The following is a 23,615-nucleotide window of genomic DNA, read 5'->3' as shown; positions in this document are numbered from 1 at the left end:
CATGTGAATACTTACTGGCTAGTATCGACCAAACTTTTTTCCGTAGCCCACTGATTTTTAGGCAAAAAATACCGACCAATGCAGCACAGAAACCTAACCCAGGCTTGCACGCGCGTCGTCGCCGGGATGTTCATTGGCGTCTTGATGGCAGCAGCTCCCGGCGCTTTCGCCGACGAAGTAAGCAGTTTTAATCAGAATGCCTCATATTCGACCTCTAACGGGTCGAATTCCTCGTCTCCCCTCAATTCGCAATCGGCCGCTCCCAGCAGCGACGGCGGCGCCAAATCGTTCCTGTCCGGCATGGCCGGTAAAGCGGGCGACGTGGTGGTCGGCGCACTGAACATGATCGGCGTTCGCTACCGTTGGGGCGGTAATACGCCCGATTCGGGCCTTGATTGCAGCGGCTTCGTTCGCTACGTGTTCCAGGACACGCTCGGTATGGCGCTGCCGCGCCGCGCCGAGGAAATGAGCCGCGTCGGCGAAAAGGTTCGCGTGAGCGACCTGAAGCCGGGCGATCTGGTGTTCTTCAACACCATGCGCCGTACTTTCTCGCACGTTGGGATCTACATCGGCGACAACAAGTTCGTTCATTCGCCTTCCACGGGCAGCACGATTCGCGTCGACGACCTGGATAGCGGCTATTGGGAAAAGCGTTTCACGGGTGCGCGCCGGATCGAGACGTCCTATCAGGACGGTGAAGATCTGCGCAAGCGCGTGAATGCTACGATCGGTGGCAACCAGTAACTGATTCGGCCCGCACCGGTGGTTTCGGTGCGACAAAAAAGCCTGCTTCGTTCGAAGCAGGCTTTTTGCGTTTGGACGCCGGTCGAGGACGTGCCGGCGAATCTTTCATGCGGTACGCCAGTCTGTCGGCCTCGCGCGCTCCGTGCGGAAGCGCGCTGGGTGGTGTAATCGGCGCCACCCAAGCGGGTTACACTGCGGCACGGCTCGTGGCCAGCTTGCGTTGCAATTCCGGCATTATCTTCGCCACGGCTTCCTCGCCGGCCAGGATTGCTGCATTGCGCTGCGAGAAATCGCTGCCGCTCATGGCCGCCAGATTTGGCCGGATCACGATATCGGCGTATTTGTCGAGTTCATAGGCTTTGATCGTCTGGCCCATGATCGTGAAGGTCTGCATCAGCACATCGAACGAACTGGCGGTGAGGCCGCTTTCCGGTCGCTGCGAGATGTCCACGGCGATCACGAAATCCGCGCCCATCTTGCGTGCAAACGAGGCGGGCACCGGACTCACCAGACCGCCATCCACATATTCGTGCCCGCCGATCTTCACCGGCTCGAAAATCGACGGCACGCTGCATGATGCACGCACCGCAATGCCCGTGTTGCCGCGCTGGAACAGGATCGGCTGGCCGGTTTTCAGGTCGGTCGCGACTACGCCGAGCGGCTTGACCATTTTCTCGATCGGACGGTTGTTGAGCGTCGTGTTCAGATAGTTCTGCAACGCAATGCCTTGCAGAAAGCCGCGCGTGCGAAACGGCATGGCCCAATCGCTGATCGACGCTTCGTCCATGGTCAGCGCGAGCTTGTTGAGCGCAAAACCGTTCATCCCCGACGCGTACAGCGCGCCGACCACCGAACCCGCGCTCGTGCCGGCCACCAGGTCGACCTGGATATTGCGCGCCTCGAGGGCCTTGATCACGCCGATGTGCGCGAAGCCGCGCGCGGCGCCGCCGCCTAGCGCGAGCCCGACGCGGATCGGGCGCAGCGGTTTGTCGAGCGGCGGGGTGGTAGTGGGCGTAGCGGCAACTGGCGTGCTATCGGTTTTGCCGCCGCCGGTCGTGGTGCAGGCAGCCAGCACCGCGGAGGCGGCCGCCAATGAGAAGTTGCGACGGGCGAGGCGGGGGGATGACGGTTTCAACGGGTTCTCCAGCAACGGCAGGGGCGAAGTAATCGGGGCGCGCGGTGCAGTCAGTGCATTCGGTGTAATCAGCTGCAAGCAGCGCAAGCAGCGCAAGCAGCGCAAGCGGTACAAGCGGTACAAGCGGCCGCGCAACATGTGCCCCAATCAAGCGGACAGTCAAACTGCCAGGACCGCCGGCGGCGATGCCATGCGCTGTGGTTCTATCCCTACCCGCAGCGCGCGCACATCATAAATCAAAGCGCCGGGGGCGCGTCGGCGCGGTAATGAAACGTTGCAGAGGAAGCCCTCAGACGCCCTGGCGCAAGCTTCCCGCGCATCTTGCGGGCTTGCCATTGGCCATTCGGACGAGGGCAGGCAAGACGGGTTCGGAAGGTATAATTCGGGTCTCGCATCTATTTCCTTCGTGTTCGTGCAAGGCGCCTGGCGCTGCACGGGCGCGCTCCGCTGCCGCGCTTCACTGGCGATGTCAGCCACGGCGCCGGCGCCTGTCTTCCGAGTAACCGCTAATGACCACCTCCGTCCGTACCCGTTTCGCACCGAGTCCCACCGGCTTCATCCACCTCGGCAACATTCGCTCCGCGCTTTATCCGTGGGCGTTCGCGCGCAAGATGAAAGGGACCTTCGTGCTGCGGGTCGAGGACACTGACGTCGAGCGCTCCACGTCCGAATCCGTCGACGCTATTCTCGAAGGCATGGCGTGGCTCGACCTCGATTTCGACGAAGGCCCGTTCTACCAGATGCAGCGCATGGACCGTTACGGCGAAGTGCTCAGGCAGATGCAGGACGCGGGGCTCGTGTACCCGTGCTACATGTCGACAGAAGAACTGGACGCACTGCGCGAACGTCAACGCGAGGCCGGCGAGAAGCCGCGTTATGACGGCACGTGGCGCCCGGAACCCGGCAAGGTCTTGCCGGAGCCGCCGGCAGGCGTGCAGCCGGTTCTGCGCTTCCGTAATCCGCTCACGGGTGTGGTCGCATGGGACGACGCCGTGAAGGGCCGCATCGAAATTTCGAACGAAGAACTCGATGACCTCGTGATCGCGCGCCCGGACGGCACGCCCACTTACAACTTCTGCGTGGTGGTCGACGATCTGGACATGCGCATCACCCACGTGATTCGCGGCGACGATCACGTGAACAACACGCCGCGCCAGATCAACATCCTGCGCGCGCTTGGCGGTGAGCCGCCGGTTTACGCGCACTTGCCGACCGTGTTGAACGAGCAGGGCGAGAAGATGAGCAAGCGTCACGGCGCGATGAGCGTGATGGGTTATCGCGACGCGGGCTATCTGCCGGAAGCGGTGGTCAACTATCTGGCGCGTCTGGGCTGGTCGCATGGCGACGCGGAAATCTTCACGCGTGAGCAGTTCGTCGAATGGTTTGATCTGGAGCATCTGGGCAAGTCGCCGGCTCAATACGACCACGACAAGTTGAACTGGCTGAATGCTCACTACATCAAGGAAGCGGACAACGCGCGTCTCGCGGAGCTGGCAAAGCCGTTCTTCGCCGAACTGGGTATCGACGAAGCCGCGATCGCGCAGGGCGCTGATCTCGTGTCGGTGGTGGGCCTGCTGAAGGACCGCGCAGCGACGGTGAAGGAAATCGCCGGGAATGCGGCGATGTTCTATCAAGTGCCGGCGCCTGACGCCGAGGCGCTCGCGCAACATGTCACTGACATCGTGCGCCCGGCGCTTGGCGATCTGGCCACAGCGCTCAAGACCGTGGAGTGGACCAAGGAAGCGATCGCTGCGGCGCTGAAGGCAACGCTCGGCGCGCACAAGCTGAAGATGCCACAACTGGCCATGCCGGTGCGTTTGCTGGTGGCAGGCACGACGCATACGCCGTCGATCGACAGTGTGCTGATGCTGTTTGGCCGCGATGTCGTGGTGAGCCGTATCGAAAAAGCGTTGGCCTGAGCGCATTCGCGGCTGCATTGAGCGGGTTTGCATGCGACTTGCGAAAAAAGTCGCATGCAATTGCTCAAAGGGTATTTACAAAGCGCAAATTGGCCTCTAGAATCTCGTTTCTGTTCTGCAAGGGGGGTATAGCTCAGCTGGGAGAGCGCTTGCATGGCATGCAAGAGGTCAGCGGTTCGATCCCGCTTACCTCCACCATCAGAGCAGAGTGAAGTCGTTCCGAAGTCTGGAGCTTGTAGCAAAAAAGACTTCACAAACGGTTGTAACGTAGTTAGAATATCGGTCTTTGCTGCTGGCGAAACGGAAATTAACGTGTGTTAGCAGCAAGATAAAGACAAATCTGAAAAGATTATGTCCCCTTCGTCTAGAGGCCTAGGACATCACCCTTTCACGGTGAGTACAGGGGTTCGAATCCCCTAGGGGACGCCAAACATCAGCGTCGCTTTAGTGTTCGATAAGAAGCAGTAAAGCAGCGCAGCTTGCAGAGAAAAAACCAACGCTCGCAAGTCATGATAGGCAAACTGGAGTGGTAGTTCAGTTGGTTAGAATACCGGCCTGTCACGCCGGGGGTCGCGGGTTCGAGTCCCGTCCACTCCGCCAGACAAAGCCCGTTCATACAAACTTGAACGGGCTTTTTCATTAAAGGTGTAAGCAGTACGTTGTCCCCTTCGTCTAGAGGCCTAGGACATCACCCTTTCACGGTGAGTACAGGGGTTCGAATCCCCTAGGGGACGCCAGGATATCGGCGTCGTTCAGTTAGCAGTGTGAGTTTGCACGCTGAGCGGTGCAGTTGGTGAATGAGCAAAGCTCACAAGCCGCAGTGCAAAAATCTGGAGCGGTAGTTCAGTTGGTTAGAATACCGGCCTGTCACGCCGGGGGTCGCGGGTTCGAGTCCCGTCCGCTCCGCCAGATTTTAGAAAGCCCACTTCGAAAGAAGTGGGCTTTTTTTATTTCCGCGGCCGGTCTGCCTGGATATCGTCCGGTATGCTCGGGACAAACAGCCATTGCCAGCGCGCGCGGCCTGTTTTACCGTTGACCCGACTCATCTTCGTCGTCCCGCCATGTTCGATCCAACCGAAGCTCCGTCACCGTTTTATCTGCGCGTCGCCAGCATGGACGATTTTGAGTTCGCCGAGGCGCTGACTCGCAACAACATGGGTGGCTACTATCGTCGGCACCATCTGGTCTGGCGAGGCGATCTGTTTCTCGGCAGTTGGCGCGAGTCGGAGAATTTCATTCTCGAAGTGGACCGCAAGCCGATCGGCGTGCTGCGCATCACTCAGGAAGGCGACTCGCTGCATATCCGCGACGTACAGATTGCCGAAGGGCATCGGCGGCTTGGCGCCGGCACGTATCTGCTCGATATGTCGCATCAGTGGGCGCGTGAGCGCGGGCTGCGCGAATTGCAGTTGCGCGTGTTCGTCGACAATCCCGCCGCGCGGCTTTATCAGCGCAAAGGGTACAAGCTGACGGGGCCGCGTCTGGCGCAACTCGGCGCGATCCGTCATCTGGCGCGGCGCGTTTGACGCACCGCGGCTAGTGGTGACGCGTTACGCAGTCACTTTTGCGCGGTCTCTTCGTCGGCCTCGGTATCACCAGGACTCCCGCTCTCCACACGATGTTCAGAGCCGCGCTCGATGAACGCGCGCGGACTTTCGCCGAATGCTCTGCGGAACATCGCCGAGAACGCACTCTGGCTCTGATAGCCCAACTCCTGCGCGACATGCGACAGCGGCCGTCCCTGGCTCAAGAGGGGAATCGCGCGCGCGAGAACGGCCTGCTGACGCCATTGCGAAAAGCTCACGCCCAACTCCTGACGAAACAGGCGCGCGATCGTGCGCGTACTCGCACCGACGCTCGATGCCCACTGTTCGAGCGAGTCGCCGTTCGTCGGGTCCGCGATCACGGCCTCGCACAACGCGCGCAAGCGTTTCTCGTTGGGCATCGGCACGGACAGGGGCAGGGGCTCTGAGCGCGTCAGTTCGTCGAGTGCAAGCGCGCCTAGCAGTTGTTCACGAGTCGCTGAAATGCCTGGCGTATCGAGCGCGGCGATGACTTCGCGCAGCAGATCCGATACTTCGACCACACGCGGCGTATCCAGTCCGGCCGGGACGGTGCTTTCGGTAATGTACAGCGTGCGCAGAAATGCCTCTTCGACTGCGACCACTTCGTGTGTCACGTGCGGTGGCACCCAGATCGCTCTCGAGGGCGGGACCATCCACGTGGTGCCGGTCGTCGCGACTCGCAGTACGCCGCGCGACGCATAGGCTACCTGGGCCCACGCGTGTGTGTGCCGCGCGATCCGCCAGCCCGCCGGCATCAGCCGCGAGCGCACGCGGATCGGGTGCGTTTGCGTCGGCTGGAATTCGGGTGGGATGTCGGCGAAGCGGATCTGGCTCGACCGTTCTGAGTCAGCGGACGAATTCATGTTGGAGATCGATTCAATGGAAGGAGCGCAAAGCGGTGGTGGCTGCAAATAGGGCACCAGGTGCACGGGTACTCGAGCATGGAGCGTTTTATGCGGGGGCCGCAGATGCAGACCCCGCAGATGCAGAACTCCGAAGGCGCAAATCCCAAACAGACTCGAACACGCCGCTCCGAATGCAGCCCTAAACCACCGATGGCTTCCATTGTAGGTGTTACGTCAGCGTCACCGTTGCATAATGTCCCGATTACGCACGGATCCCGAGGAGGAACTCATGAGCTTTACAACCGCCGACCTGTGCGACGCGCACGAGGACCAACTGACGCTGGGTACGCTGCGTGTGCTCGAGCCGGTCTTTCATCTCTTCAGTCGCGCCGAGTGTTTCAGCGGCGAAGCGGTGACGCTAAAGGTGTTCGAAGACAACGCGCTCGTACGCGCCATGCTCGAGGAGAAGGGCGCGGGCCGGGTGCTGGTGGTCGACGGCGGTGGCAGTCTGCGTTGCGCGCTGGTCGGCGCCAATCTCGCGCAAATTGCGGAACAGAACGGCTGGGCGGGCATCGTGCTGAACGGCTGCGTGCGCGACACGCTGGAGCTCAATGAAATCGACGTCGGCGTGGCGGCGTTGGCAACCTGTCCACGGCGCGGCCAGAGGCTCGGCAGCGGCGAGCGCGATGTGCCGGTGCAATTGCCGGGCGCGCTAGTACGTCCCGGCGAATGGATCTATGCGGATATCGACGGCGTGCTGGTGGCGAGCGCGTCGCTGAACTAAACCCTCGGTAACTGCAACGGCAAGCCAAACCCCGGCTACCGCCGAAGCAAGCCAAACCCATTATCAAGGAGAGCAAACGACGATGCAGACCGTCTTTGTATACGGCACATTGCGGGCCGGTGAAGTGAACGACATCAGCGAGGCCGCGGCGCGCAACGACATCGCCGCGCCGAATCTGCTCGGCACGGCCACGGTGCGCGGCCATCTGTTCGACTTCGGCTCGTATCCGGGGCTCGTGGTCGACGAAGCGGGCGTGGACGTCACGGGCGACGTCTACGAAATCGACGACGAACTGGTTGCGGTGCTCGACGAGATCGAAGCGGTGTATCCCGGCGTCGAAGATCGTTTCCTCGCGCGGGAAGTGATGGTGAAGGTAGACGGTAACGTGGTGAACTGCCGTTTCTATCCTGTCGCGCCCAATGCGGTAAAGGGCCTCCCGGAAATCAGATCGGGCGATTGGGTCGAATATCGCGGCGCGCGCTAAGGGCGGTAGAACCAGACCACGGCGAGCGCATCGGCGTGCGCCAGGAGTGTGCCGAACGCATGCAACCAGCGCCAAAAAAACAGCCCGGCAGGCTTGCGCCTGTCGGGCCGTCCGGTCGGTCAGCCTTGCGACCCGGGCCGCTTTTTTGATTTTGCGTGGCTGGTGAAAGCGGGCCCGGTACGACGTCGTTACTGTTCCTGCATGAGGCCGTTCAGATGCCTCAGATTTCCTCGTACAGCGGCAACGTCAGGAAGTCGGTGAACTGCTCCGATGTCGACATTTCCTCGAAGATTTGTGCAGCGCGATCGTACTGCTTCGTATCGCCGCCAACGGCCTGTTTCACCTTGTCGAGTTCCTGCGCCGACAACTCGCGCACCAGCTCGACCGTGACCTTGCGGCCGTCTTCGAGCTTGCCCTTCGGCGAGCGAATCCACTGCCACACCTGCGAGCGGGAAATCTCCGCGGTCGCCGCGTCTTCCATCAGGTTGTGAATCGGCACGCAGCCATTGCCCGCGAGCCATGAACCCAGGTAGTGAATGCCGACGTTGATGTTGTTGCGCAGACCGCCTTCGGTGATCGGCGCTTCCGGACGGAAGTCCATCAGATCGGCGGCGGTGACGAGCACGTCGTCGCGTTGCTTGCCGATCTGATTCAGCTTGTCGCCGAGCACCTTGACGAATTCTTCCATCGCGATCGGCACGAGGCCCGGATGCGCGACCCAACCGCCGTCGTAACCGTCGCCCGCGTCGCGCGCCTTGTCGGAACGCACACCGCCCATGGCCTTGTCGTTGGCTGCCGGGTCGTTCTTGATCGGAATCAGCGCGCTCATGCCGCCGATCGCCGGCGCATTGCGACGATGGCAGGTCTTTAGCAACAGCAACGCGTAGGCGCGCATGAACGGCGAGGTCATCGTGATCTGCGAGCGGTCGGCGAGGCAGAAATCGCGGTCGCTCTTGAACTTCTTGATCGCCGAGAAAATGTAGTCCCACCGACCGGCGTTCAAACCCGAACTATGTTCGCGCAGCTCGTACAGGATCTCGTCCATCTCGAACGCGGCGACGATCGTTTCGATCAGGACGGTCGCGCGAATCGTGCCGCGCGGCACGCCGACCGCTTCCTGGGCGGCGACGAAAATGTCGTTCCACAGACGCGCTTCCAGATGACTCTCCATCTTCGGCAGATAGAAGTAGGGGCCCGAGCCGCGCGCGACCAGTTCCTTCGCGTTGTGAACCATGAAGAGCGCGAAATCGAAGATGCCGCCCGAGACACGCTTGCCGTCCACCGTCACGTGCTTTTCGTCCAGATGCCAGCCGCGCGGACGCACGATCAGCGTGGCGATCCTGTCGTTCAACTGGTACGACTTGCCGTTCTGTTCGAGCGAAATCGTGCGGCGCACCGCGTCCTTCAGATTGATGTGGCCGGTAATCTGGTTATCCCAGCTCGGCGCATTCGAATCTTCGAAGTCGGTCATGTACGAATCCGCGCCTGAATTCAGCGCGTTGATGATCATCTTGCGCTCGACCGGGCCGGTGATTTCCACGCGACGGCATTGCAGATCTTGCGGCAGCGGAGCGATCTTCCAGTCGCCTTCGCGCACGCTTTTCGTGGCGGCGAGGAAGTCGGGACGCTCGCCGGCGTCGAGCCGCTTCGTGCGCTCCGCACGCGCCTGCAACAGCTGCTGACGGCGCGGTTCGAACGTGCGATGCAGTGCAGCGACGAGTTCGAGCGCTTCGCGGGTGAGGATCGCGTCATAGCCTGGCTTGATCTCAGCCGTGATTTCCATGCCCTGCGGCAACTGCAGCGATGATTGCGATGACAGCGGATGCGCCATGATTTCTCCTTGGTCGGTCAGATTGCAAAGGTGCAAATGTTGAGATGCGGTTGAAATGCGTCGTGGGATCCAGGTGGCAGCCGTCATGCGCCAGGGCTGTGGCGCGTGCGGCTGCCGCCGGGATGACCGGTGCTGCCGGTGCCGCTATTGCGGTCGGGCGACGCGAGGGACTGCAGGAAAGCAGGCAGATCGTTCATGCTTCCGCCCGCGCCATGCGGCGTGACGCCCAGTTCTTCGGTTGGTGCGTTTTGCCGGTTGAGCCAGAAAGTGGTGAAACCGAACCAGCTCGCGCCTGCCACGTCCCAGCCGTTCGACGACACGAAGACGATCTCGCGCGGCTCCGCGCCGAAGGCTTGCGTGCCGAGCGCGTAGGCCGCCGGCGCGGGTTTGTAGGCGCGCACTGTGTCGACGGATAGCACGTGGTCGAACAGGCCCGTCATGCCGGCGCTCTTCACGGCGATATCGAGCATTTGCGGATTGCCATTCGAGAGGATCGCGAGGCCGGGCCGTGAGCCGGCTTTGCCGCTCGCGGACGCAGATGATGCCGAAGCCGCCGAAACCGAAGCAGCTGAAACCGAATCCGCCGAAGCCGCCGAAACCGAAACCGAGGCCCCGTCGCGCAGTTGGCGCAGCGTGGGCACGGCATCGGGAAAGGCGGATAGGCACGCATATTCGTCCATCAGACGCTTCTCCGCCGCGCGGCCTAGCGTGAGATGCAGCTTTTTGGTGGCGAAGCGCAAGGCATCGAGCGTGATGTCCCAGAACGGCCGGTAATGGGCGCCGGGCGCGTCGGCCGCCGCTGCGAGCGTGCGCAACTGCGTGTATTCGATCTGCTTCAGACGCCACAACTGCGAGAGGGCGTCGCCGTGGCCGGGGAACATTTGCTCTGCGGCAGCGATCACCGAATGCACGTCGAAAAGCGTGCCGTACGCATCGAAAATCACTGCTTTAGGGAAGGGTGTCGTTGTGGCCGACATTGCCGTGCACTCCTATCAGAGGTCAGGACGGATTGTATTAGTGATACTCCAAGCTAAAAAAGAGGCTAAAGATCACTTGATTTTTTACTTTCATGCACCTAATCTGACGCGCACCGACCACTTTCCCGTGCACTCCCCAAGACGCTTTCTTCGGGGCGTTGCGGCTCCGCTTCCCATGGACCGTTTCAAGCAGATCGAGACTTTCGTAACCGTTGCGGCGCGAGGCAGCCTGTCCGCCGCGGCGCTCGCGGAAGGCGTCGCGCCCGCGATCATCGGCCGCCGCATCGACGCGCTTGAAGAGCGCCTCGGCGTCAAATTGCTGGTCCGCACCACGCGCAAGATCACGTTGACCTTCGAAGGGTCGGCGTTCCTCGAGGATTGCCAGCGCATCATCCATGACATGCAGAACGCCGAGGCCAGCGTGTCGGCCGGCGGCGTGAAGGCGAGCGGCCATTTGCGACTGTCGGCGCCGGCCGGCTTTGGGCGCAGGCATGTTGCGCCGCTCGTGCCGCCCTTCACCGTCGCGCATCCGGATGTGTCGATTACGCTCGATCTGTCCGACCGGCTGGTCGATCTCGTCAACGAGGGATTCGACTGCGCCGTGCGTCTGGGCGAGTTGCCCGATTCGTCGCTGGTGTCGCTCAAGCTCGGAGAGAACCGCCGCGTGTGCGTGGCGTCGCCGTCGTATCTGAGCCGGCGCGGCTCGCCGCACACGCTGGCCGATCTCGCGCATCACAACTGCCTTGCGCTCGGCGCGAGCGCCAATCAGCAGCGCGGCTGGATGTTCCAGCAGGGCGACAAGGTCGTGTCGATCAAGGTGTCCGGCACGATGGAATGCTCGGACGGCGCGGTGCTGCACGAGTGGTGCCTCGAGGGCTACGGGCTTGCATGGCGCTCGTGGTGGGAGGTCGGCACGGATATCGCGGCCGGGCGCCTCGTCAGCGTGCTCGACGAGTTCACCGCGCCGCCGATCGGCATCCATGCGGTTTTTCCGCAGCGCCGGCATTTGCCGCTGCGGGTTCGGTTGTTTCTGGACTTTCTCAAGCATACGTACGGCCATCCTGATTACTGGGGCTGACGCAGTTCAGGTGCTAGTCACGTCCGGTGATCCGACGCCATGCCATCCTGCACAATCGCCGCGCAGACTCTCGCAGCGGGTTTTCGATATGCGGACAGACCCGCACGACGGCGTTGAGCGCATTTCCGCGGACTACAATCGATTGAGGCGGCTTCCATGCCGAGCCTCGTGGCACGCTGACGCCGCGCTGCACGCAGCCGGCGACGGAGGGCATCATGTTCAGGCATATCCTGGTTCCGACCGATGGTTCAGACCTGTCACGCAAAGCGATAGACGGTGCCATCGACCTTGCGCAGGCCGTCGGCGCTCGCGTCACGGCCTACGCGTGTCTGCCGCAATATCCGTACTCGCCGTTTTCGGACGTGGTGATCGAACCACCCGTTGAGTTTCTGCAGCGCAGCGAGCGTGAAGCGCGCGTGCATCTGCGGGAAGTGGAGCAGGCGGCGCGCCGTTTCGGTGTTGCGTTCGACAGCCGCACCAGCGTGCATCCGGCGCCGTATCTCGGCATCATCGAAGCGGCGGAGCAGGGGGCCTGCGACGTGATCTTCATGGCTTCGCATGGGCGGCGCGGTCTCGGCAGCCTGCTGATCGGCAGCGAGACACAACGGGTCCTGACGCATACCAAGATTCCGGTGATCGTGTACCGCTGAAGCGCAGGTTCGCGATTCGCCTTGCGGCAGCGACGGCAGGGTAAGACACCGCACAACACGGCATGGCGTACAGAAAAACGCGCCGGCGATGAGGCCGGCGCGTCCGATGCGCGCCGCACAATTACGCTTGTGCTGGCTTTGTCTGCTCTGCTGCCTCACTCCCAGATTCCGGCCATCAGGGCAGCTGGCGTGCTGCAACCCTGATGGCTACTCCTCCCTGACGGCGGCTCCTAACGGGCCGCTTTTTTGTCTGCCTTGCCGTTCTCGCGATCAGGCCGCGTTGACCCGCGTATGCAACCCGCGTATGCCACCTGCTTACGCGACCTTCTTGTCGAAGAACTGTTCGTCTTCCGTCGAACCATGCAGCGCGGTCGTCGATGCGTCGCGTTCGACCGTTTGCGTCACGGCGTCGAAGTAGCCGGTGCCGACTTCGCGTTGGTGCTTGACGGCGGTAAAGCCTTTTTCTGCCGCGGCGAATTCAGCCTGCTGCATTTCGACAAATGCGGTCATCTGGTTGCGGGCATAGCCGTGGGCCAGATTGAACATCGAGTAGTTCAACGCATGGAAACCAGCCAGCGTAATGAACTGGAACTTGTAGCCCATCGCACCCAGTTCGCGCTGGAACTTGGCGATGGTTGCGTCGTCGAGGTTCTTCTTCCAGTTGAACGACGGCGAGCAGTTGTACGACAGCATCTGGTCCGGGAATTCCTTGTGGATTGCGTCGGCGAATTTCTTCGCGAACTCGAGGTCCGGTTTGCCGGTTTCGCACCAGATCATGTCGGCGTACGGTGCGTAGGCAAGACCGCGCGAGATCGCCTGCTCCAGACCCGGCTTCGTGCGATAGAAGCCTTCCACAGTGCGTTCGCCCGTCAGGAACGGCTTGTCGTTGTCGTCCACATCCGACGTGATCAGGTCCGCGGCTTCAGCGTCGGTACGGGCCAGCAGCACGGTCGACGTGCCGGAGACGTCGGCGGCGAGACGCGCGGCGGTCAGCTTGGCGATGTTTTCGCGGGTCGGCACGAGCACCTTGCCGCCCATGTGGCCGCACTTCTTCACCGAAGCGAGCTGGTCTTCGAAGTGCACGCCCGCAGCGCCGGCTTCGATCATCGCCTTCATCAGTTCGAACGCGTTCAGTACGCCGCCGAAACCGGCTTCAGCGTCGGCCACGATCGGTGCGAAGTAGTCGATGTAGCCTTCGTCGCCCGGATTCTTGCCTTCCGACCACTGGATCTGGTCAGCGCGCGTCAGCGTATTGTTGATGCGCTTCACCACGAGCGGCACCGAGTTCGCCGGATACAGCGACTGGTCCGGGTACATTTCACCGGCGACGTTCGCATCGCCCGCCACTTGCCAGCCCGACAGATAGATTGCCTTCAGGCCGGCCTTGACCTGCTGCATGGCCTGATTGCCGGTCAACGCGCCGAGCGAGTTCACGAACGGCTCGTTATTGACGCTTTCCCACAGCTTTTCGGCGCCGCGCTTGGCGAGCGTGTGCTCGACTTGCACCGAGCCACGCAGACGGATCACGTCTTCAGCCGTGTAGGTACGCTTCACGCCTTTCCAGCGCGGATCGGTTTCCCATTGCTGTTGGAGTTGCCTGGCTTGTTGTTCGCGGGACATGGTGTGCTCCTTGGTTTGCCTGTAATGGATGGGTGACTTTGTCGACCAGAGTGGGCGCTTTAGCGCTTACTCTGGTCCCACGCAAGAAACTTGCGGTCTTCGTCGAAGCGGCCGGCCCTTTGAGGCGTTTCGTTTCGTGAAGTCTTATATAAGAGTCTAGGCAAATCGCTCGGCGCACAATAGCGGTCTGAGAGCGTTTTTGGATTATTTGTTTTCGTTAAAAATCAATTGCTTATGTGTCTCGTTCCACATTAAGAAACGTCTTTTTCCATCTTGCAATAGGCGGTGTTGTGCCTTGCAGCACGATTTTTTACGACGCAAAAAAATTTTCCACATCGTGAAATACGGCTGGTTACCAAACGGTGGGCGAAAAAAAACCGGTGCCTGAGCACCGGTTTCTTTCGACTTGACGGACGGCGCAGGGCCGTCCGGGTCTTTTCAGGCCGCCTCACGTACTAAACGAGCTACGCAAACAGCGCTTGCCTGATCACTGCTGAGAGTTGCTGCTTAGCTGCCACGGCGCGCTGTACGCGGACCGTCGCTGCGGCGTGCGCCGTAGCCACCGTCACGCGAACCGCCGTAGCCTTCGCGCGAACCGCCACCGAAGCCGCCTTCGCGCGAACCGCCGCCAGCCGACTTGCCAGCCCAGCCGCTGCCACTGCTGCTACCGCTGCGCGAACCGCCGCCGTTACCGGCCGGCTTGCCAGCGCCGCTACCGCTACCGAAGCGACGGCCACCGCCATTGCCACCGCCCGGACGGCCACGGCCGCCAAAGCCAGGACGGCCGCCACCGCCCGACGGAGCCGACTTGCGCGGCTCGAAGCCTGCGACGACGTTGACCGGCAGCGGGGTGCGTACGAAACGCTCGATGCGCTTGAGCGCACCTTGTTCCGCGTGGTGCACGAGGCTCACGGCGATACCCGAGCGGCCAGCACGGCCGGTACGGCCGATACGGTGCACGTAGTCTTCAGCGAACTTCGGCAGATCGTAGTTGAACACGTGCGTGATGCCCGGAATGTCAATACCGCGAGCGGCGACGTCCGTTGCGACCAGCACGCGCACACGGCGCTCGCGCAGGGCCTTGATCGTGCGGTTACGTGCGCCTTGCGGCAGATCGCCGTGCAGAGCAGCCGATTCAAAACCGGCGTCGGCCAGACGGCCAGCCAGTTGGTCAGCGTCCATCTTGGTTGCCGTGAAGACGATGGCCTGGTCGAGGCCCTCGTCACGCAGCAGATGGTCGAGCAAACGATCCTTGTGATCGCGGTCGTCAACATAGTGGACGGTTTGCGCGATGTTGGTGCGTTGTTCGAGGCGTTGAACGATCTCGATCCGTTCCGGATCCTTCAGCAGGCGGCCCGTCAGCGAGGTGATCTTGCCGTCGAGCGTAGCCGAGAACAGCATGGTTTGACGCGTTGCCGGCGTAGCCGCGACGATCGTTTCGATGTCTTCGATGAAGCCCATGTCCAGCATGCGGTCGGCTTCGTCGAGCACGAGGATCTGCAGTTGCGACAGATCGATACGGCCGCGTTCCAGGTGGTCGATCAGACGGCCCGGCGTGGCAACCAGGATTTCCGGGTTCTTGGCCAGCAGCATCAGTTGTTGACCATAAGCGACGCCGCCCAGAATGCTGACGGTGCGCAGACGCTTGAGGTGCTTGCCGTAGGTGGCAGCGGCGGTGGTGACCTGCATCGCGAGTTCGCGGGTCGGCGTCAGAACCAGCATGGTCGGACGGGCAACCGGCTGCGGACGGCGCGTGCGGGCACCATCAGCGGGGCGCGGCTCACGCGGCTGGCTGGCTTGCGCCTTTTGCAGTTGTGAGAAACGTTCGATGGCGGGCAGCATGAACGCGGCGGTCTTGCCCGAACCGGTCGGGCTCGAGACCATCAGATCGCGGCCGGCGATACCGGCGGGGATCGCGCGTTGCTGAACCGGAGTCGGGTTTTGATAACCAGCGGCGGTCAGGGCGGAGACGACATCCGCGGACAGACCGAGCGACGCGAACGACGGGCCGGTCGGCGCTGCGGCTTCTGCGGCGGCGGCTTCCGGAGCGGCAGCAACGGCTGCGGCTTGTGCGGGGGCGTCGGCGAGACCGAGGGCTTGATCGGCGATGGCGTTCAACGGGCTGCTGGGGGTATTGCTCGAAGTCATGAGAATCCTTGATACACAGGGAATTAAAACGTCGGCGCCAATCGGCATACCCAAGTCGTCGGATTCAGCGAGCAAAGAAGCAGCGAGCAAATCGAAAAACGGGGGCAGCTCGCGACAATGAAGGCGAGCTTTTCGTTAGAAGCTGTATCGGATGCGACATGCCAACACGGCGTGCCGCCAGCCTGGGACATGATCGCCCGTAGGGGGCTAGGCAGGAGGGGACAGGTTCTAAACTGGATTGGAGCTAAACGCTACGAGGCGCTGCGCCGCAAAGGCCGCTAGAGGAAAGCCGGGCAAAGCAGTGAAGCGCAGGCAGTATTCTATAGGGTTTTGTTGCACTGCGCCACCGTTAAGAAGTTTCCAAGAGGAAAACTTTCGTTCTGGTTGCTGAATCAGCTTAAAGACAGGCGTGAAGCTGACCTGGAAACGCGCTGCGCTCGGTTCAGGCGGCCGCGCCGCTTTTGAGCGCTTCGACCAGTTCGACATATTGCTGCTTTGCCGCGTCTTGCCCGGTGCCCTTGAGCGCGCCCCATGCATCGTATTTGTATTTGCCGACAATGTCGGTGAAGCCCGGTTTGTCGCCATGGACGTCGCCTTCGGTGGCTTGCTTGAAGAGGGCGTAAAGGCGCAGAAGAGTGAGGTTGCCAGGACGCTCCGGCAGTTGCTTGACGTCTTCCTGAGCCTGGTCGAACTGGGTGTTGATGTCTGTCATGGTGTTTTGCCCGGGAGGCGGGTCGGGTTGAGCTGGGCCGATGATCATAACAACTGGTTGGTATCGCGGGGCCGAGGGCTTATTCCAAAAATGCGTCCAAAAATGCGCCTCGCCGTCGGGGTGAAGCTTTCCCAAAACCCTATCCCCGCGCGTGGTGCCGATTACAATACGGTCCATGACTCAAACTGTGCTTCTTGCCCTCGATACCTCGACCGAATTCTGCTCGGTAGCGCTCCTGTCCGCTGATCACGTCGCAGACCAGGCCGCCGCCGCACCCCGCATCTGGGTCCGCCACGAGCAAACCGGCGCGGTCTCCAGCACGCGCCTGCTCCCCGCGATTCGCGAACTTTTCGACGAAGCGGGCCTGAAACTGGCCGACTGCCACGCCATCGCCTTCGGCGCCGGTCCGGGTTCATTCACGGGTCTGCGCACGGCGACTGGCGTCGCGCAGGGCCTCGCGTTTGGCCTGAACCTGCCGGTCGTGCCGGTCAGCACGCTGCTGGCCTGCGCGGAAAGCGCACGGCTGCGCGATTCATCGGCGACCCGCGTGCTCGCGGCGCTCGACGCCCGGATGGACGAAATCTATTGGGCCGACTACGCGTGGGACGTAGCCCTTGGCGAATGGCGCACGCTTCAGCCGGCTTCGCTCGACGCGCCGGAACGGCTCGTTTTACCCGATGTCCCCTTTACCCTGGCGGGTAATGCTGCTGCGGCATTCGGCGCGCGGCTGCCCGCCGTCGCGGCGGCGCGAGCCGTCGACCGTGACGCGCTGCCGCACGCCGTGCCGCTCGCCCACGCGGCGCTGCGTGCGTTTCGCGCCGGCCGCACGGTGCCCGCCGATCAGGCCGCGCCCGAATACATTCGCGACAAGGTCGCCCAGACCACCGCCGAGCGCGTCGCCGACAAAGCGGCCAAGGCCGGGCAAGCCGCAGCCGCCTCCCGGCTGGCGCCCGACGCGCAACAAGGCGAGGGCCGGCAATGAGTGGCGTGTTACTGGCGGACCGCTACATGTCGCCGATGACCGAAGGCGATCTGGACGAGGTCGCCGCCATCGAAAAGATCGCCTACGAATTCCCCTGGAGCCGCGGCAATTTCGGCGACTCGCTGCGCAACGGCTATTTCGGCATCTGTCTGCGTCACGTAACGGGCACGCTGATCGGCTATTGCGTGCTGATGCCGGTGGTCGATGAAATGCATCTGCTCAATTTGTGCGTGACGCCCGCCGCGCAAGGCGCAGGTGCCGGGCTCGCGCTGCTGCGCGAGGCGGTGCGCATTACCCGCGCCGAAAAGCTCGAAGGCCTGCTGCTCGAAGTGCGGCCGTCGAATCATCGGGCTATCCGGCTTTATGAGCGCTTCGGCTTTACGTCGATTGGCCGGCGCAAAAATTATTATCCGGCGCGGCATCGCAGCCGGGAGGACGCCATCGTGATGCGTTTCTCGTTTGCCACGGAGGGCGCAGATGGCGCTGCATGAATCGGTACTGGAAGAGTTCGGGATTGCGCCGTTGTGGGTGCGTCGCGGGATGTCGGCGCCCTCGGAGTCTGCGGGACAAACCGCGCTCGAGCCGGATGCTGTGGCGGCCGCGGCTTCTGTAGCGCGTCCTGACGATCCGCGTGCAGCGGCGCGGGAGGCCTCGCCGGCTACGCTTGCGCGGGATGGTGGGCAGCTCGCGTCTGCTCCTGTGTCAGCTTCTACATCCGCTTCCGCGAACGACACGCCGCCGGCAACGGGGCGTGTGGGTGAAGCGCGGCAACCGATGAAACCGTCACCGCAGCCGTCGCGAACCCCTGAACCGCCGGCGTTCGACGCACCGCCCGACGACGATTTCGCATGGTTTGACGATCAGCCCGCCCACGCGCCCGCTGAAACCCGCCGCGAGACACCCGAGTCCTCAATCCAGACGCTCGACTGGGACGGCTTGAGCGGGCAGGTCGCAGCGTGCGAACGCTGCCGTCTGTGCGAGAAACGCACCAACACGGTATTCGGCATCGGCGATCGCAACGCCGACTGGATGCTGATCGGCGAGGCGCCGGGTGAGAACGAAGACCGCCTGGGCGAACCGTTCGTCGGCCCGGCCGGCAAGCTGCTCGACAATATGCTGCGTTCGCTGACGCTCGCGCGCGACACCAACGTCTATATCGCCAACGTGATCAAATGCCGTCCGCCGGGCAACCGCAATCCCGAACCGGACGAAGTCGCGCGTTGCGAGCCTTATCTGCAGCGCCAGGTCGCGCTGGTCAAGCCGAAGCTGATCATTGCACTGGGCCGCTTCGCGGCGCAAAGCCTGCTCCGGACCGAGGCGAGCATTTCGTCGCTGCGCGGCCGCGTGCATGAGTACGAAGGGGTGCCGGTCATCGTCACCTATCATCCGGCCTACCTGCTGCGTAGCCTGCCGGACAAAGCGAAGGCCTGGGCAGACCTGTGCCTCGCGCGCGATACGTGGCTCGCGGCGGGCGGCGTGCCGTCCCAATCGGCCAGGTGACCAGCGCGACCGGGCCGACGGCGCGCCTCGCCGCCGCGCCGGGAACAACCGGAACAACCGGTACGTCCGGCGCACCCGGTACACACAGCACACCCACAGCCCTCCTTGTGACGCTGCTCGACACATTGCGTGAACCGGTCGTGCGGGATCTTGCGTGGTTGCTGCTGAGCGCCGATTTGTTGCGAGCGCAACCACCGGTAGGCATGCTCGCCAGTCCTTTCGACACGCCAGAGGAAGCTGACGCAACCATCGACTGGTTACGCGCGCTCGACAGCGACCCCGCCGACTTACAGCAAGAACTCACGGCAACGAGGATCACGCGTCTTGGCCGCTATGCCGAACGGCTACTCGGGTGGTTCCTGGAACATGGACCGGCGGCGCGTCTGGTCGCGGCCAGTGTGCCGTTGCGGCGCGCGGGCATTACGCTCGGTGAATGCGATTTTCTGGTGCGGACGCAGCAACGCGCGCGACTGCATTGGGAACTGGCGGTGAAGTGCTATCTGCATGCGGGCGAGGGCCACGTGCGATCGATCACGCAGTTGGACACTCAGCCGGACACTCAGTCGAGCGCGCCCCCGAGCACGCCCCCGGCGGCGCGATTAGCCGACTACGTCGGTCCGAATCTGAAAGACCGCTTCGATCTGAAGCTTGCGCATGTACTGAATCATCAACTGCCGTTGAGCGCGCGCGACGAGTTCGCGTCGCTCGGCTACGCAGGGCCGTGGACGCCGCAGATGTATATCAAAGGCTGGCTGTTCTACCGCGCCGGCGAGACCCCGGCCGAGCCTGCCGAGCTCGATCCCTCGCACGGGCGTGGCTGGTGGGTCACGCGCAGCGATTGGCCGGACTTTGCCGCAGCGCATGCGCAGACGTGGCGCGTGTTGCCGCGGTTAGAGTGGCTTGCACCGCGGCGTCATGAACGGGGTGAAGCGGAGGCCGCGGGAATCGCTTTTGCCGATGCGCGCACGCTCGCCGATCAAACCTCGCATCAACATGGCCCGACGATGGTCGCGGCGTTTGCCGATGACGGCGTGGACAACCTGATAGAACGCTCACGCGGCTTCATCGTCCCCGACGACTGGCCCGGGCGCGCAAAGGCCTACGCGCAGCAATAGCGCAGGCGCAACACGCGAAACACGCCTCGGTCACCACCACCGATAAAAATGATGCACCGGCCCGACGCCGCTGCCGACATCGAGCCGATCGCTCGCCTGCAAAGCGCCGGTCAGATACAGCTTGGCGTCGGCGACCGCGCTCGCCAGATCGGCGCGCTGTGGAATCAGTGCCGCAATCGCCGACGACAGCGTGCAACCCGTCCCATGCGTATTCTTCACCGGCACGCGCGGTCCGAACAGACGCAGCGTGCCGCTGTCCTCTACAAGCCAGTCGGGGCTGTCCGCCGCACTCAAATGGCCGCCCTTCATCAGCACCGCCCGCGCACCAAGTGCACGCAGCGCTTCACCTTGTTCGACCATGCCGGCTTCGTCGGTGGCCGCCTCGACGCCCAGCAAGGCCGCGGCCTCCGGCAGATTCGGCGTCAACAGATCGGCCAGCGGCAGCAATTCGTCACGCACGACCGCGACCGCATCCGGCAGCAGCAGCGCGTGATTGCTCTTCGAAATCATCACCGTGTCGAGCACGACGTGCTTCGGCTTGTGCCGCCGCAACGCCTCGGCGACCGCGCGCGCGATCTGCGCGTTCGCCAGCATGCCGATCTTCACCGCATCGATACGGATATCGTCGAACACCGCGTCGAGTTGCGCGGTGATGAAGGCGGGCTCCGGCGCATGAATTGCCGTGACGCCACGCGTGTTCTGCGCAGTGAGCGCGGTGATCACGCTCGCGCCATAAGCGCCGAGCGCCGAGAAAGCCTTCAGATCGGCCTGAATGCCGGCACCGCCGCCGGAATCCGAACCGGCGATCGTCAGCACGTTGGGAATGGGTTGAGTCATGGCAAAGCGAGGAAAAGGGGAAAGGCGCGGGCAGTCGGCGCAGTGCCTGCCGCGCGCGGGTCAGTGCTTGACTTCGCCGATCAGCGCGACCGAGTCGAACGCGCGCTGATTTGCCTGATGACGCCGCATCACGAACCACATCATCACGCAGACGAAGGTGCCGAACAGCACGATCACCGCCGTGACCGGCACGTCGAGCCACACCAGCACGGCGTACAGGCACAGCATCACGAGCACCGAGAGATTTTCGTTGAAGTTCTGCACCGCGATCGAGTGACCCGCCGACAGCAACACGTGGCCGCGATGCTGGAGCAGCGCGTTCATCGGCACGACGAAAAAGCCCGACAGGCCGCCGACGATCATCAGGAAAATATACGCAACGATCAGATAGCCCGGCACATGCACGCGGCCGAAATACAGGCCCCAATGCGTGGGGAACAGGTCGCGCGTGTAGAAGGCCATCAGCATCACGGCGATGCCCATCATGATGCCGACCGGAAGCACCGACAGCGACTTCTTCAACGGCACACGCGAGGCGGCGAAAATCGCGCCGGCTGCCACGCCGACGGCCACCACCGCTTGCAGGATCGCAGCTTCCGAAAGCGACATGTTCAGCGACACTTCCGCCCACTTCAGCACGATGAACTGCAGCGTCGCGCCGGCGCCCCAAAACAGCGTGGTGACGGCGAGCGAGATCTGACCCAGCTTGTCGCGCCACAGCACGAGAAAACAGTCGGCGAAATCGGTGACCAGCTTGATCGGGCCGCGTTCCTGTTTCGGATAGCGCGCACCGGTGTCGGGAATACGCAGATTGAAGAGCGCGGCGATCACGTAGATTGCCATGATCACCAGCATCGCCGCTTCAGCGGGCGTGTTGACCGTGGGAATGTGCTGCCGGAGGATCGGTGCCGCGATGTGCGGACTGATGAGCGCGCCGCCGAGCACAGTGCCGAGAATGATCGAGCCGACCGTGGTGCCTTCGATCCAGCCGTTCGCCGCGACCAGCCGGTCAGGCGGCAGCAGTTCGGTGAGAATGCCGTATTTGGCGGGCGAGTAGGCCGCCGCGCCGAAACCCACGATGCCATAGGCGATCAACGGGTGCGCGCCGACCAGCATGGTGATGCAGCCGACCACCTTGATGGTATTGGTGACGAACATCACGCGTCCTTTCGGACGGGAGTCGGCGAAGGCGCCCACGAAGGCGGCCAGAACGACGTACGACAGCACAAAGAACAACTTGAGCAGCGGCGTCATCCAGTTCGGGGCGTGGAGGTCTTTCAGCAGTGCAATAGCAGCGATCAGAAGCGCATTGTCGGCCAGCGACGAAAAAAACTGCGCGGCCATGATGGTGTAAAAACCTTTTTTCATCTGATGCGATGCTGTCCTCGCTGCGGTCTGTCCGCCCCGGCCGTGTGCAAAGCGTCCGGGCTTATGCCGTTCGAAATGGGTTGTGCGCACGGCTTTATATCACGAAAATAGCTGGATTCGGACTAGCAGAATCCTTGATCGCACCGCCCAGTGGGCCACCGAGCGCTGAAAACGCCCTGTAAGCTCCTGATTCGCAAGCGTCTTTACGAAAATTGCCCATGCCGCGCCCCCTCTCAGCCACGATTCATACTGCCGCACTCGCCAATAATCTCGCTGTCGTCCGGCGCTATGCGCCAAAATCCAAGGTATGGGCCGTCGTCAAGGCCAACGCCTACGGGCACGGCCTTGCGCGCGCTTTTCCCGGCTTGCGCGCAACCGACGGCTTTGGGTTGCTGGACCTGGAAGAAGCCGTGAAGTTGCGTGAATTGGGCTGGGCCGGCCCGATTCTTTTATTGGAAGGCTTCTTCCGGCCCACCGATATCGACGTGATCGACCGCTACAGCCTGACCACGGCGCTGCACTCGGACGAACAGTTGCGGATGCTCGAAATGGCGCGCCTGTCCAAGCCGGTCAATATCCAGCTGAAGATGAACACCGGCATGAACCGCCTCGGTTACACGGTGGAGAAATACCGCTCCGCGTGGGAGCGCGCGCGGGCCTGCCAGGGGGTCGGCCAGATCACGTTGATGACTCATTTCTCGGACGCCGACAGCGAACGCGGCGTGGCTCACCAGATGGAAGCGTTCGAGCGCGGCGCACAAGGCATTGCCGGCGCGCGCAGCCTGTCGAATTCGGCGGCGACGCTGTGGCATCCGGCAGCGCACTTCGACTGGGTGCGCCCGGGCATCATTCTGTACGGCGCGTCGCCCTCGGGCGTAACGGCCGCGATCGACGGCACCGGCCTGCAACCGGCCATGACGCTCGCCTCCGAACTGATTGCCGTGCAGACGATCGGCGAAGGCCACACGGTCGGTTATGGTTCGGTGTTCAAGGCACGCGGGCCGATGCGCATCGGCGTGGTGGCCTGCGGCTATGCGGACGGGTATCCGCGGGTCGCGCCGGAAGGCACGCCGGTGATCGTCGACGGCGTGCGGACGCGGATCGTGGGGCGGGTGTCGATGGACATGCTGACCGTCGACCTGACGCCGGTCCCGACCGCCAACGTCGGCTCGCGCGTCGAGCTTTGGGGCGCCGCGCTGCCGATCGACGACGTCGCGCAGGCATGCGGCACGATTGGCTACGAATTGATGTGCGCGGTGGCGCCGCGTGTGCCGGTGCGGGCGGAGTAACGCACAGAAGTAAGGCACGGCACTGACAAGCC

Annotated in this window: 21 protein-coding genes and 5 tRNA genes; 17 read left to right on the top strand and 9 right to left on the bottom strand. The window is 62.8% G+C overall.

What is annotated here, in order from left to right; genetic code table 11:
- Positions 1-78: 78 nt before the first annotated feature.
- Positions 79-744, top strand: a complete 666-nt coding sequence (locus tag PQR53_RS07230) for a C40 family peptidase (RefSeq protein ID WP_408451910.1) — start codon at positions 79-81, stop codon at positions 742-744.
- 187 nt (positions 745-931) lie between these two features.
- Here PQR53_RS07230 and PQR53_RS07225 read toward each other — a convergent pair whose 3' ends face one another.
- Positions 932-1,879 (bottom strand): patatin-like phospholipase family protein, encoded by a 948-nt coding sequence (locus PQR53_RS07225; protein WP_408451909.1) that lies wholly within the window; start codon positions 1,877-1,879, stop codon positions 932-934.
- Between the two features lie 509 nt (positions 1,880-2,388).
- On the opposite strand from PQR53_RS07225, the gene gltX reads away from it, so the two are divergent.
- The 7 genes from gltX to PQR53_RS07190 all read left to right on the top strand — a co-directional run bounded on the left by gltX (position 2,389) and on the right by PQR53_RS07190 (position 5,324).
- Positions 2,389-3,798 (top strand): glutamate--tRNA ligase, encoded by a 1,410-nt coding sequence (gene gltX / locus PQR53_RS07220; protein WP_408451907.1) that lies wholly within the window; start codon positions 2,389-2,391, stop codon positions 3,796-3,798.
- A 122-nt stretch (positions 3,799-3,920) separates the two neighbouring features.
- Positions 3,921-3,996 (top strand) — tRNA-Ala (locus tag PQR53_RS07215).
- 155 nt (positions 3,997-4,151) lie between these two features.
- Positions 4,152-4,227: transfer RNA gene (locus tag PQR53_RS07210), tRNA-Glu, on the top strand.
- Between the two features lie 94 nt (positions 4,228-4,321).
- Positions 4,322-4,398: transfer RNA gene (locus PQR53_RS07205), tRNA-Asp, on the top strand.
- 61 nt (positions 4,399-4,459) lie between these two features.
- Positions 4,460-4,535 (top strand) — tRNA-Glu (locus tag PQR53_RS07200).
- Between the two features lie 95 nt (positions 4,536-4,630).
- Positions 4,631-4,707 (top strand) — tRNA-Asp (locus PQR53_RS07195).
- Positions 4,708-4,859: 152 nt separating this feature from the next.
- Positions 4,860-5,324, top strand: a complete 465-nt coding sequence (locus tag PQR53_RS07190) for a GNAT family N-acetyltransferase (RefSeq protein ID WP_408451905.1) — start codon at positions 4,860-4,862, stop codon at positions 5,322-5,324.
- Between the two features lie 32 nt (positions 5,325-5,356).
- On the opposite strand, the gene PQR53_RS07185 is transcribed toward PQR53_RS07190, so the two are convergent.
- Positions 5,357-6,226 carry an AraC family transcriptional regulator gene (locus PQR53_RS07185; RefSeq protein ID WP_408451903.1) on the bottom strand — a complete coding sequence of 290 codons (870 nt, stop codon included), beginning with the start codon at positions 6,224-6,226 and terminating at the stop codon, positions 5,357-5,359.
- 271 nt (positions 6,227-6,497) lie between these two features.
- Between PQR53_RS07185 and rraA the strand changes: the two genes are divergently transcribed.
- Both rraA and PQR53_RS07175 read left to right on the top strand, forming a co-directional pair.
- Positions 6,498-6,992, top strand: a complete 495-nt coding sequence (rraA, locus tag PQR53_RS07180; RefSeq protein WP_408451901.1) for a ribonuclease E activity regulator RraA — start codon at positions 6,498-6,500, stop codon at positions 6,990-6,992.
- An 82-nt stretch (positions 6,993-7,074) separates the two neighbouring features.
- The gene (locus PQR53_RS07175) at positions 7,075-7,476 is read left to right on the top strand and encodes a gamma-glutamylcyclotransferase family protein (protein ID WP_179732731.1); all 402 of its coding nucleotides are present in this window, start codon (positions 7,075-7,077) and stop codon (positions 7,474-7,476) included.
- A 220-nt stretch (positions 7,477-7,696) separates the two neighbouring features.
- On the opposite strand, the gene aceB is transcribed toward PQR53_RS07175, so the two are convergent.
- Complete coding sequence (gene aceB, locus PQR53_RS07170) at positions 7,697-9,307, bottom strand: malate synthase A (RefSeq protein ID WP_408451898.1); 1,611 nt, start codon at positions 9,305-9,307, stop codon at positions 7,697-7,699.
- 83 nt (positions 9,308-9,390) lie between these two features.
- On the bottom strand, positions 9,391-10,284 hold the full coding sequence (locus PQR53_RS07165; RefSeq protein WP_408451896.1) for a (S)-2-haloacid dehalogenase: 894 nt from the start codon (positions 10,282-10,284) through the stop codon (positions 9,391-9,393).
- Positions 10,285-10,459: 175 nt separating this feature from the next.
- Here PQR53_RS07165 and PQR53_RS07160 point away from each other — a divergent pair, with 175 nt between their 5' ends.
- Positions 10,460-11,362 carry a LysR family transcriptional regulator gene (locus tag PQR53_RS07160; protein WP_408451894.1) on the top strand — a complete coding sequence of 301 codons (903 nt, stop codon included), beginning with the start codon at positions 10,460-10,462 and terminating at the stop codon, positions 11,360-11,362.
- 215 nt (positions 11,363-11,577) lie between these two features.
- Complete coding sequence (locus PQR53_RS07155; RefSeq protein ID WP_179732722.1) at positions 11,578-12,012, top strand: universal stress protein; 435 nt, start codon at positions 11,578-11,580, stop codon at positions 12,010-12,012.
- Between the two features lie 315 nt (positions 12,013-12,327).
- Here PQR53_RS07155 and aceA read toward each other — a convergent pair whose 3' ends face one another.
- The 3 genes from aceA to PQR53_RS07140 form a co-directional block, all read right to left on the bottom strand.
- Positions 12,328-13,632, bottom strand: a complete 1,305-nt coding sequence (aceA, locus tag PQR53_RS07150) for an isocitrate lyase (protein ID WP_408451892.1) — start codon at positions 13,630-13,632, stop codon at positions 12,328-12,330.
- Between the two features lie 507 nt (positions 13,633-14,139).
- Positions 14,140-15,780 carry a DEAD/DEAH box helicase gene (locus PQR53_RS07145; RefSeq protein ID WP_408451890.1) on the bottom strand — a complete coding sequence of 547 codons (1,641 nt, stop codon included), beginning with the start codon at positions 15,778-15,780 and terminating at the stop codon, positions 14,140-14,142.
- A gap of 442 nt (positions 15,781-16,222) precedes the next feature.
- Positions 16,223-16,492, bottom strand: coding sequence for an acyl-CoA-binding protein (locus PQR53_RS07140; protein WP_408451888.1), 270 nt, complete (start codon positions 16,490-16,492; stop codon positions 16,223-16,225).
- A gap of 175 nt (positions 16,493-16,667) precedes the next feature.
- On the opposite strand from PQR53_RS07140, the gene tsaB reads away from it, so the two are divergent.
- From tsaB to PQR53_RS07120, 4 genes are all read left to right on the top strand, one after another.
- Positions 16,668-17,474: a tRNA (adenosine(37)-N6)-threonylcarbamoyltransferase complex dimerization subunit type 1 TsaB gene (gene tsaB / locus PQR53_RS07135; RefSeq protein ID WP_408451886.1), complete on the top strand. Its 807-nt coding sequence runs from the start codon at positions 16,668-16,670 to the stop codon at positions 17,472-17,474.
- The gene (rimI, locus tag PQR53_RS07130; RefSeq protein WP_408451884.1) at positions 17,471-17,965 is read left to right on the top strand and encodes a ribosomal protein S18-alanine N-acetyltransferase; all 495 of its coding nucleotides are present in this window, start codon (positions 17,471-17,473) and stop codon (positions 17,963-17,965) included. The genes tsaB and rimI overlap by 4 nt, the downstream gene beginning before the upstream one ends.
- Positions 17,952-18,974 carry a uracil-DNA glycosylase gene (locus PQR53_RS07125; protein WP_408451882.1) on the top strand — a complete coding sequence of 341 codons (1,023 nt, stop codon included), beginning with the start codon at positions 17,952-17,954 and terminating at the stop codon, positions 18,972-18,974. The genes rimI and PQR53_RS07125 overlap by 14 nt, the downstream gene beginning before the upstream one ends.
- 113 nt (positions 18,975-19,087) lie before the next feature.
- Complete coding sequence (locus PQR53_RS07120) at positions 19,088-20,089, top strand: DUF1853 family protein (protein WP_408452343.1); 1,002 nt, start codon at positions 19,088-19,090, stop codon at positions 20,087-20,089.
- 30 nt (positions 20,090-20,119) lie between these two features.
- Here PQR53_RS07120 and thiD read toward each other — a convergent pair whose 3' ends face one another.
- Both thiD and lplT read right to left on the bottom strand, forming a co-directional pair.
- Positions 20,120-20,926, bottom strand: a complete 807-nt coding sequence (gene thiD, locus PQR53_RS07115) for a bifunctional hydroxymethylpyrimidine kinase/phosphomethylpyrimidine kinase (protein WP_408451880.1) — start codon at positions 20,924-20,926, stop codon at positions 20,120-20,122.
- A gap of 60 nt (positions 20,927-20,986) precedes the next feature.
- Positions 20,987-22,294: a lysophospholipid transporter LplT gene (lplT, locus tag PQR53_RS07110; RefSeq protein ID WP_408451878.1), complete on the bottom strand. Its 1,308-nt coding sequence runs from the start codon at positions 22,292-22,294 to the stop codon at positions 20,987-20,989.
- Positions 22,295-22,512: 218 nt separating this feature from the next.
- On the opposite strand from lplT, the gene alr reads away from it, so the two are divergent.
- Positions 22,513-23,583: an alanine racemase gene (gene alr / locus PQR53_RS07105; RefSeq protein ID WP_408451876.1), complete on the top strand. Its 1,071-nt coding sequence runs from the start codon at positions 22,513-22,515 to the stop codon at positions 23,581-23,583.
- Positions 23,584-23,615 lie beyond the last annotated feature (32 nt).

The organism is Paraburkholderia fungorum (assembly GCF_046027605.1).
In the GTDB taxonomy this organism is placed as follows: domain Bacteria; phylum Pseudomonadota; class Gammaproteobacteria; order Burkholderiales; family Burkholderiaceae; genus Paraburkholderia; species Paraburkholderia fungorum_F.
Note: the sequence above shows the minus strand (reverse complement) of the source record. Positions and strands in the feature narration are given on the sequence as shown.

Coding starts and splice junctions, on each gene's coding strand:
- thiD (WP_408451880.1), bottom strand. CDS start 20,926: ATGACTCAACCCATTCCCAACGTGCTGACGATCGCCGGTTCGGATTCC.
- PQR53_RS07190 (WP_408451905.1), top strand. CDS start 4,860: ATGTTCGATCCAACCGAAGCTCCGTCACCGTTTTATCTGCGCGTCGCC.
- PQR53_RS07160 (WP_408451894.1), top strand. CDS start 10,460: ATGGACCGTTTCAAGCAGATCGAGACTTTCGTAACCGTTGCGGCGCGA.
- aceA (WP_408451892.1), bottom strand. CDS start 13,632: ATGTCCCGCGAACAACAAGCCAGGCAACTCCAACAGCAATGGGAAACC.
- alr (WP_408451876.1), top strand. CDS start 22,513: ATGCCGCGCCCCCTCTCAGCCACGATTCATACTGCCGCACTCGCCAAT.
- PQR53_RS07145 (WP_408451890.1), bottom strand. CDS start 15,780: ATGACTTCGAGCAATACCCCCAGCAGCCCGTTGAACGCCATCGCCGAT.
- PQR53_RS07230 (WP_408451910.1), top strand. CDS start 79: ATGCAGCACAGAAACCTAACCCAGGCTTGCACGCGCGTCGTCGCCGGG.
- aceB (WP_408451898.1), bottom strand. CDS start 9,307: ATGGCGCATCCGCTGTCATCGCAATCATCGCTGCAGTTGCCGCAGGGC.
- rraA (WP_408451901.1), top strand. CDS start 6,498: ATGAGCTTTACAACCGCCGACCTGTGCGACGCGCACGAGGACCAACTG.
- gltX (WP_408451907.1), top strand. CDS start 2,389: ATGACCACCTCCGTCCGTACCCGTTTCGCACCGAGTCCCACCGGCTTC.
- lplT (WP_408451878.1), bottom strand. CDS start 22,294: ATGAAAAAAGGTTTTTACACCATCATGGCCGCGCAGTTTTTTTCGTCG.
- PQR53_RS07175 (WP_179732731.1), top strand. CDS start 7,075: ATGCAGACCGTCTTTGTATACGGCACATTGCGGGCCGGTGAAGTGAAC.
- PQR53_RS07155 (WP_179732722.1), top strand. CDS start 11,578: ATGTTCAGGCATATCCTGGTTCCGACCGATGGTTCAGACCTGTCACGC.
- tsaB (WP_408451886.1), top strand. CDS start 16,668: ATGACTCAAACTGTGCTTCTTGCCCTCGATACCTCGACCGAATTCTGC.
- PQR53_RS07140 (WP_408451888.1), bottom strand. CDS start 16,492: ATGACAGACATCAACACCCAGTTCGACCAGGCTCAGGAAGACGTCAAG.
- PQR53_RS07185 (WP_408451903.1), bottom strand. CDS start 6,226: ATGAATTCGTCCGCTGACTCAGAACGGTCGAGCCAGATCCGCTTCGCC.
- rimI (WP_408451884.1), top strand. CDS start 17,471: ATGAGTGGCGTGTTACTGGCGGACCGCTACATGTCGCCGATGACCGAA.
- PQR53_RS07165 (WP_408451896.1), bottom strand. CDS start 10,284: ATGTCGGCCACAACGACACCCTTCCCTAAAGCAGTGATTTTCGATGCG.
- PQR53_RS07125 (WP_408451882.1), top strand. CDS start 17,952: ATGGCGCTGCATGAATCGGTACTGGAAGAGTTCGGGATTGCGCCGTTG.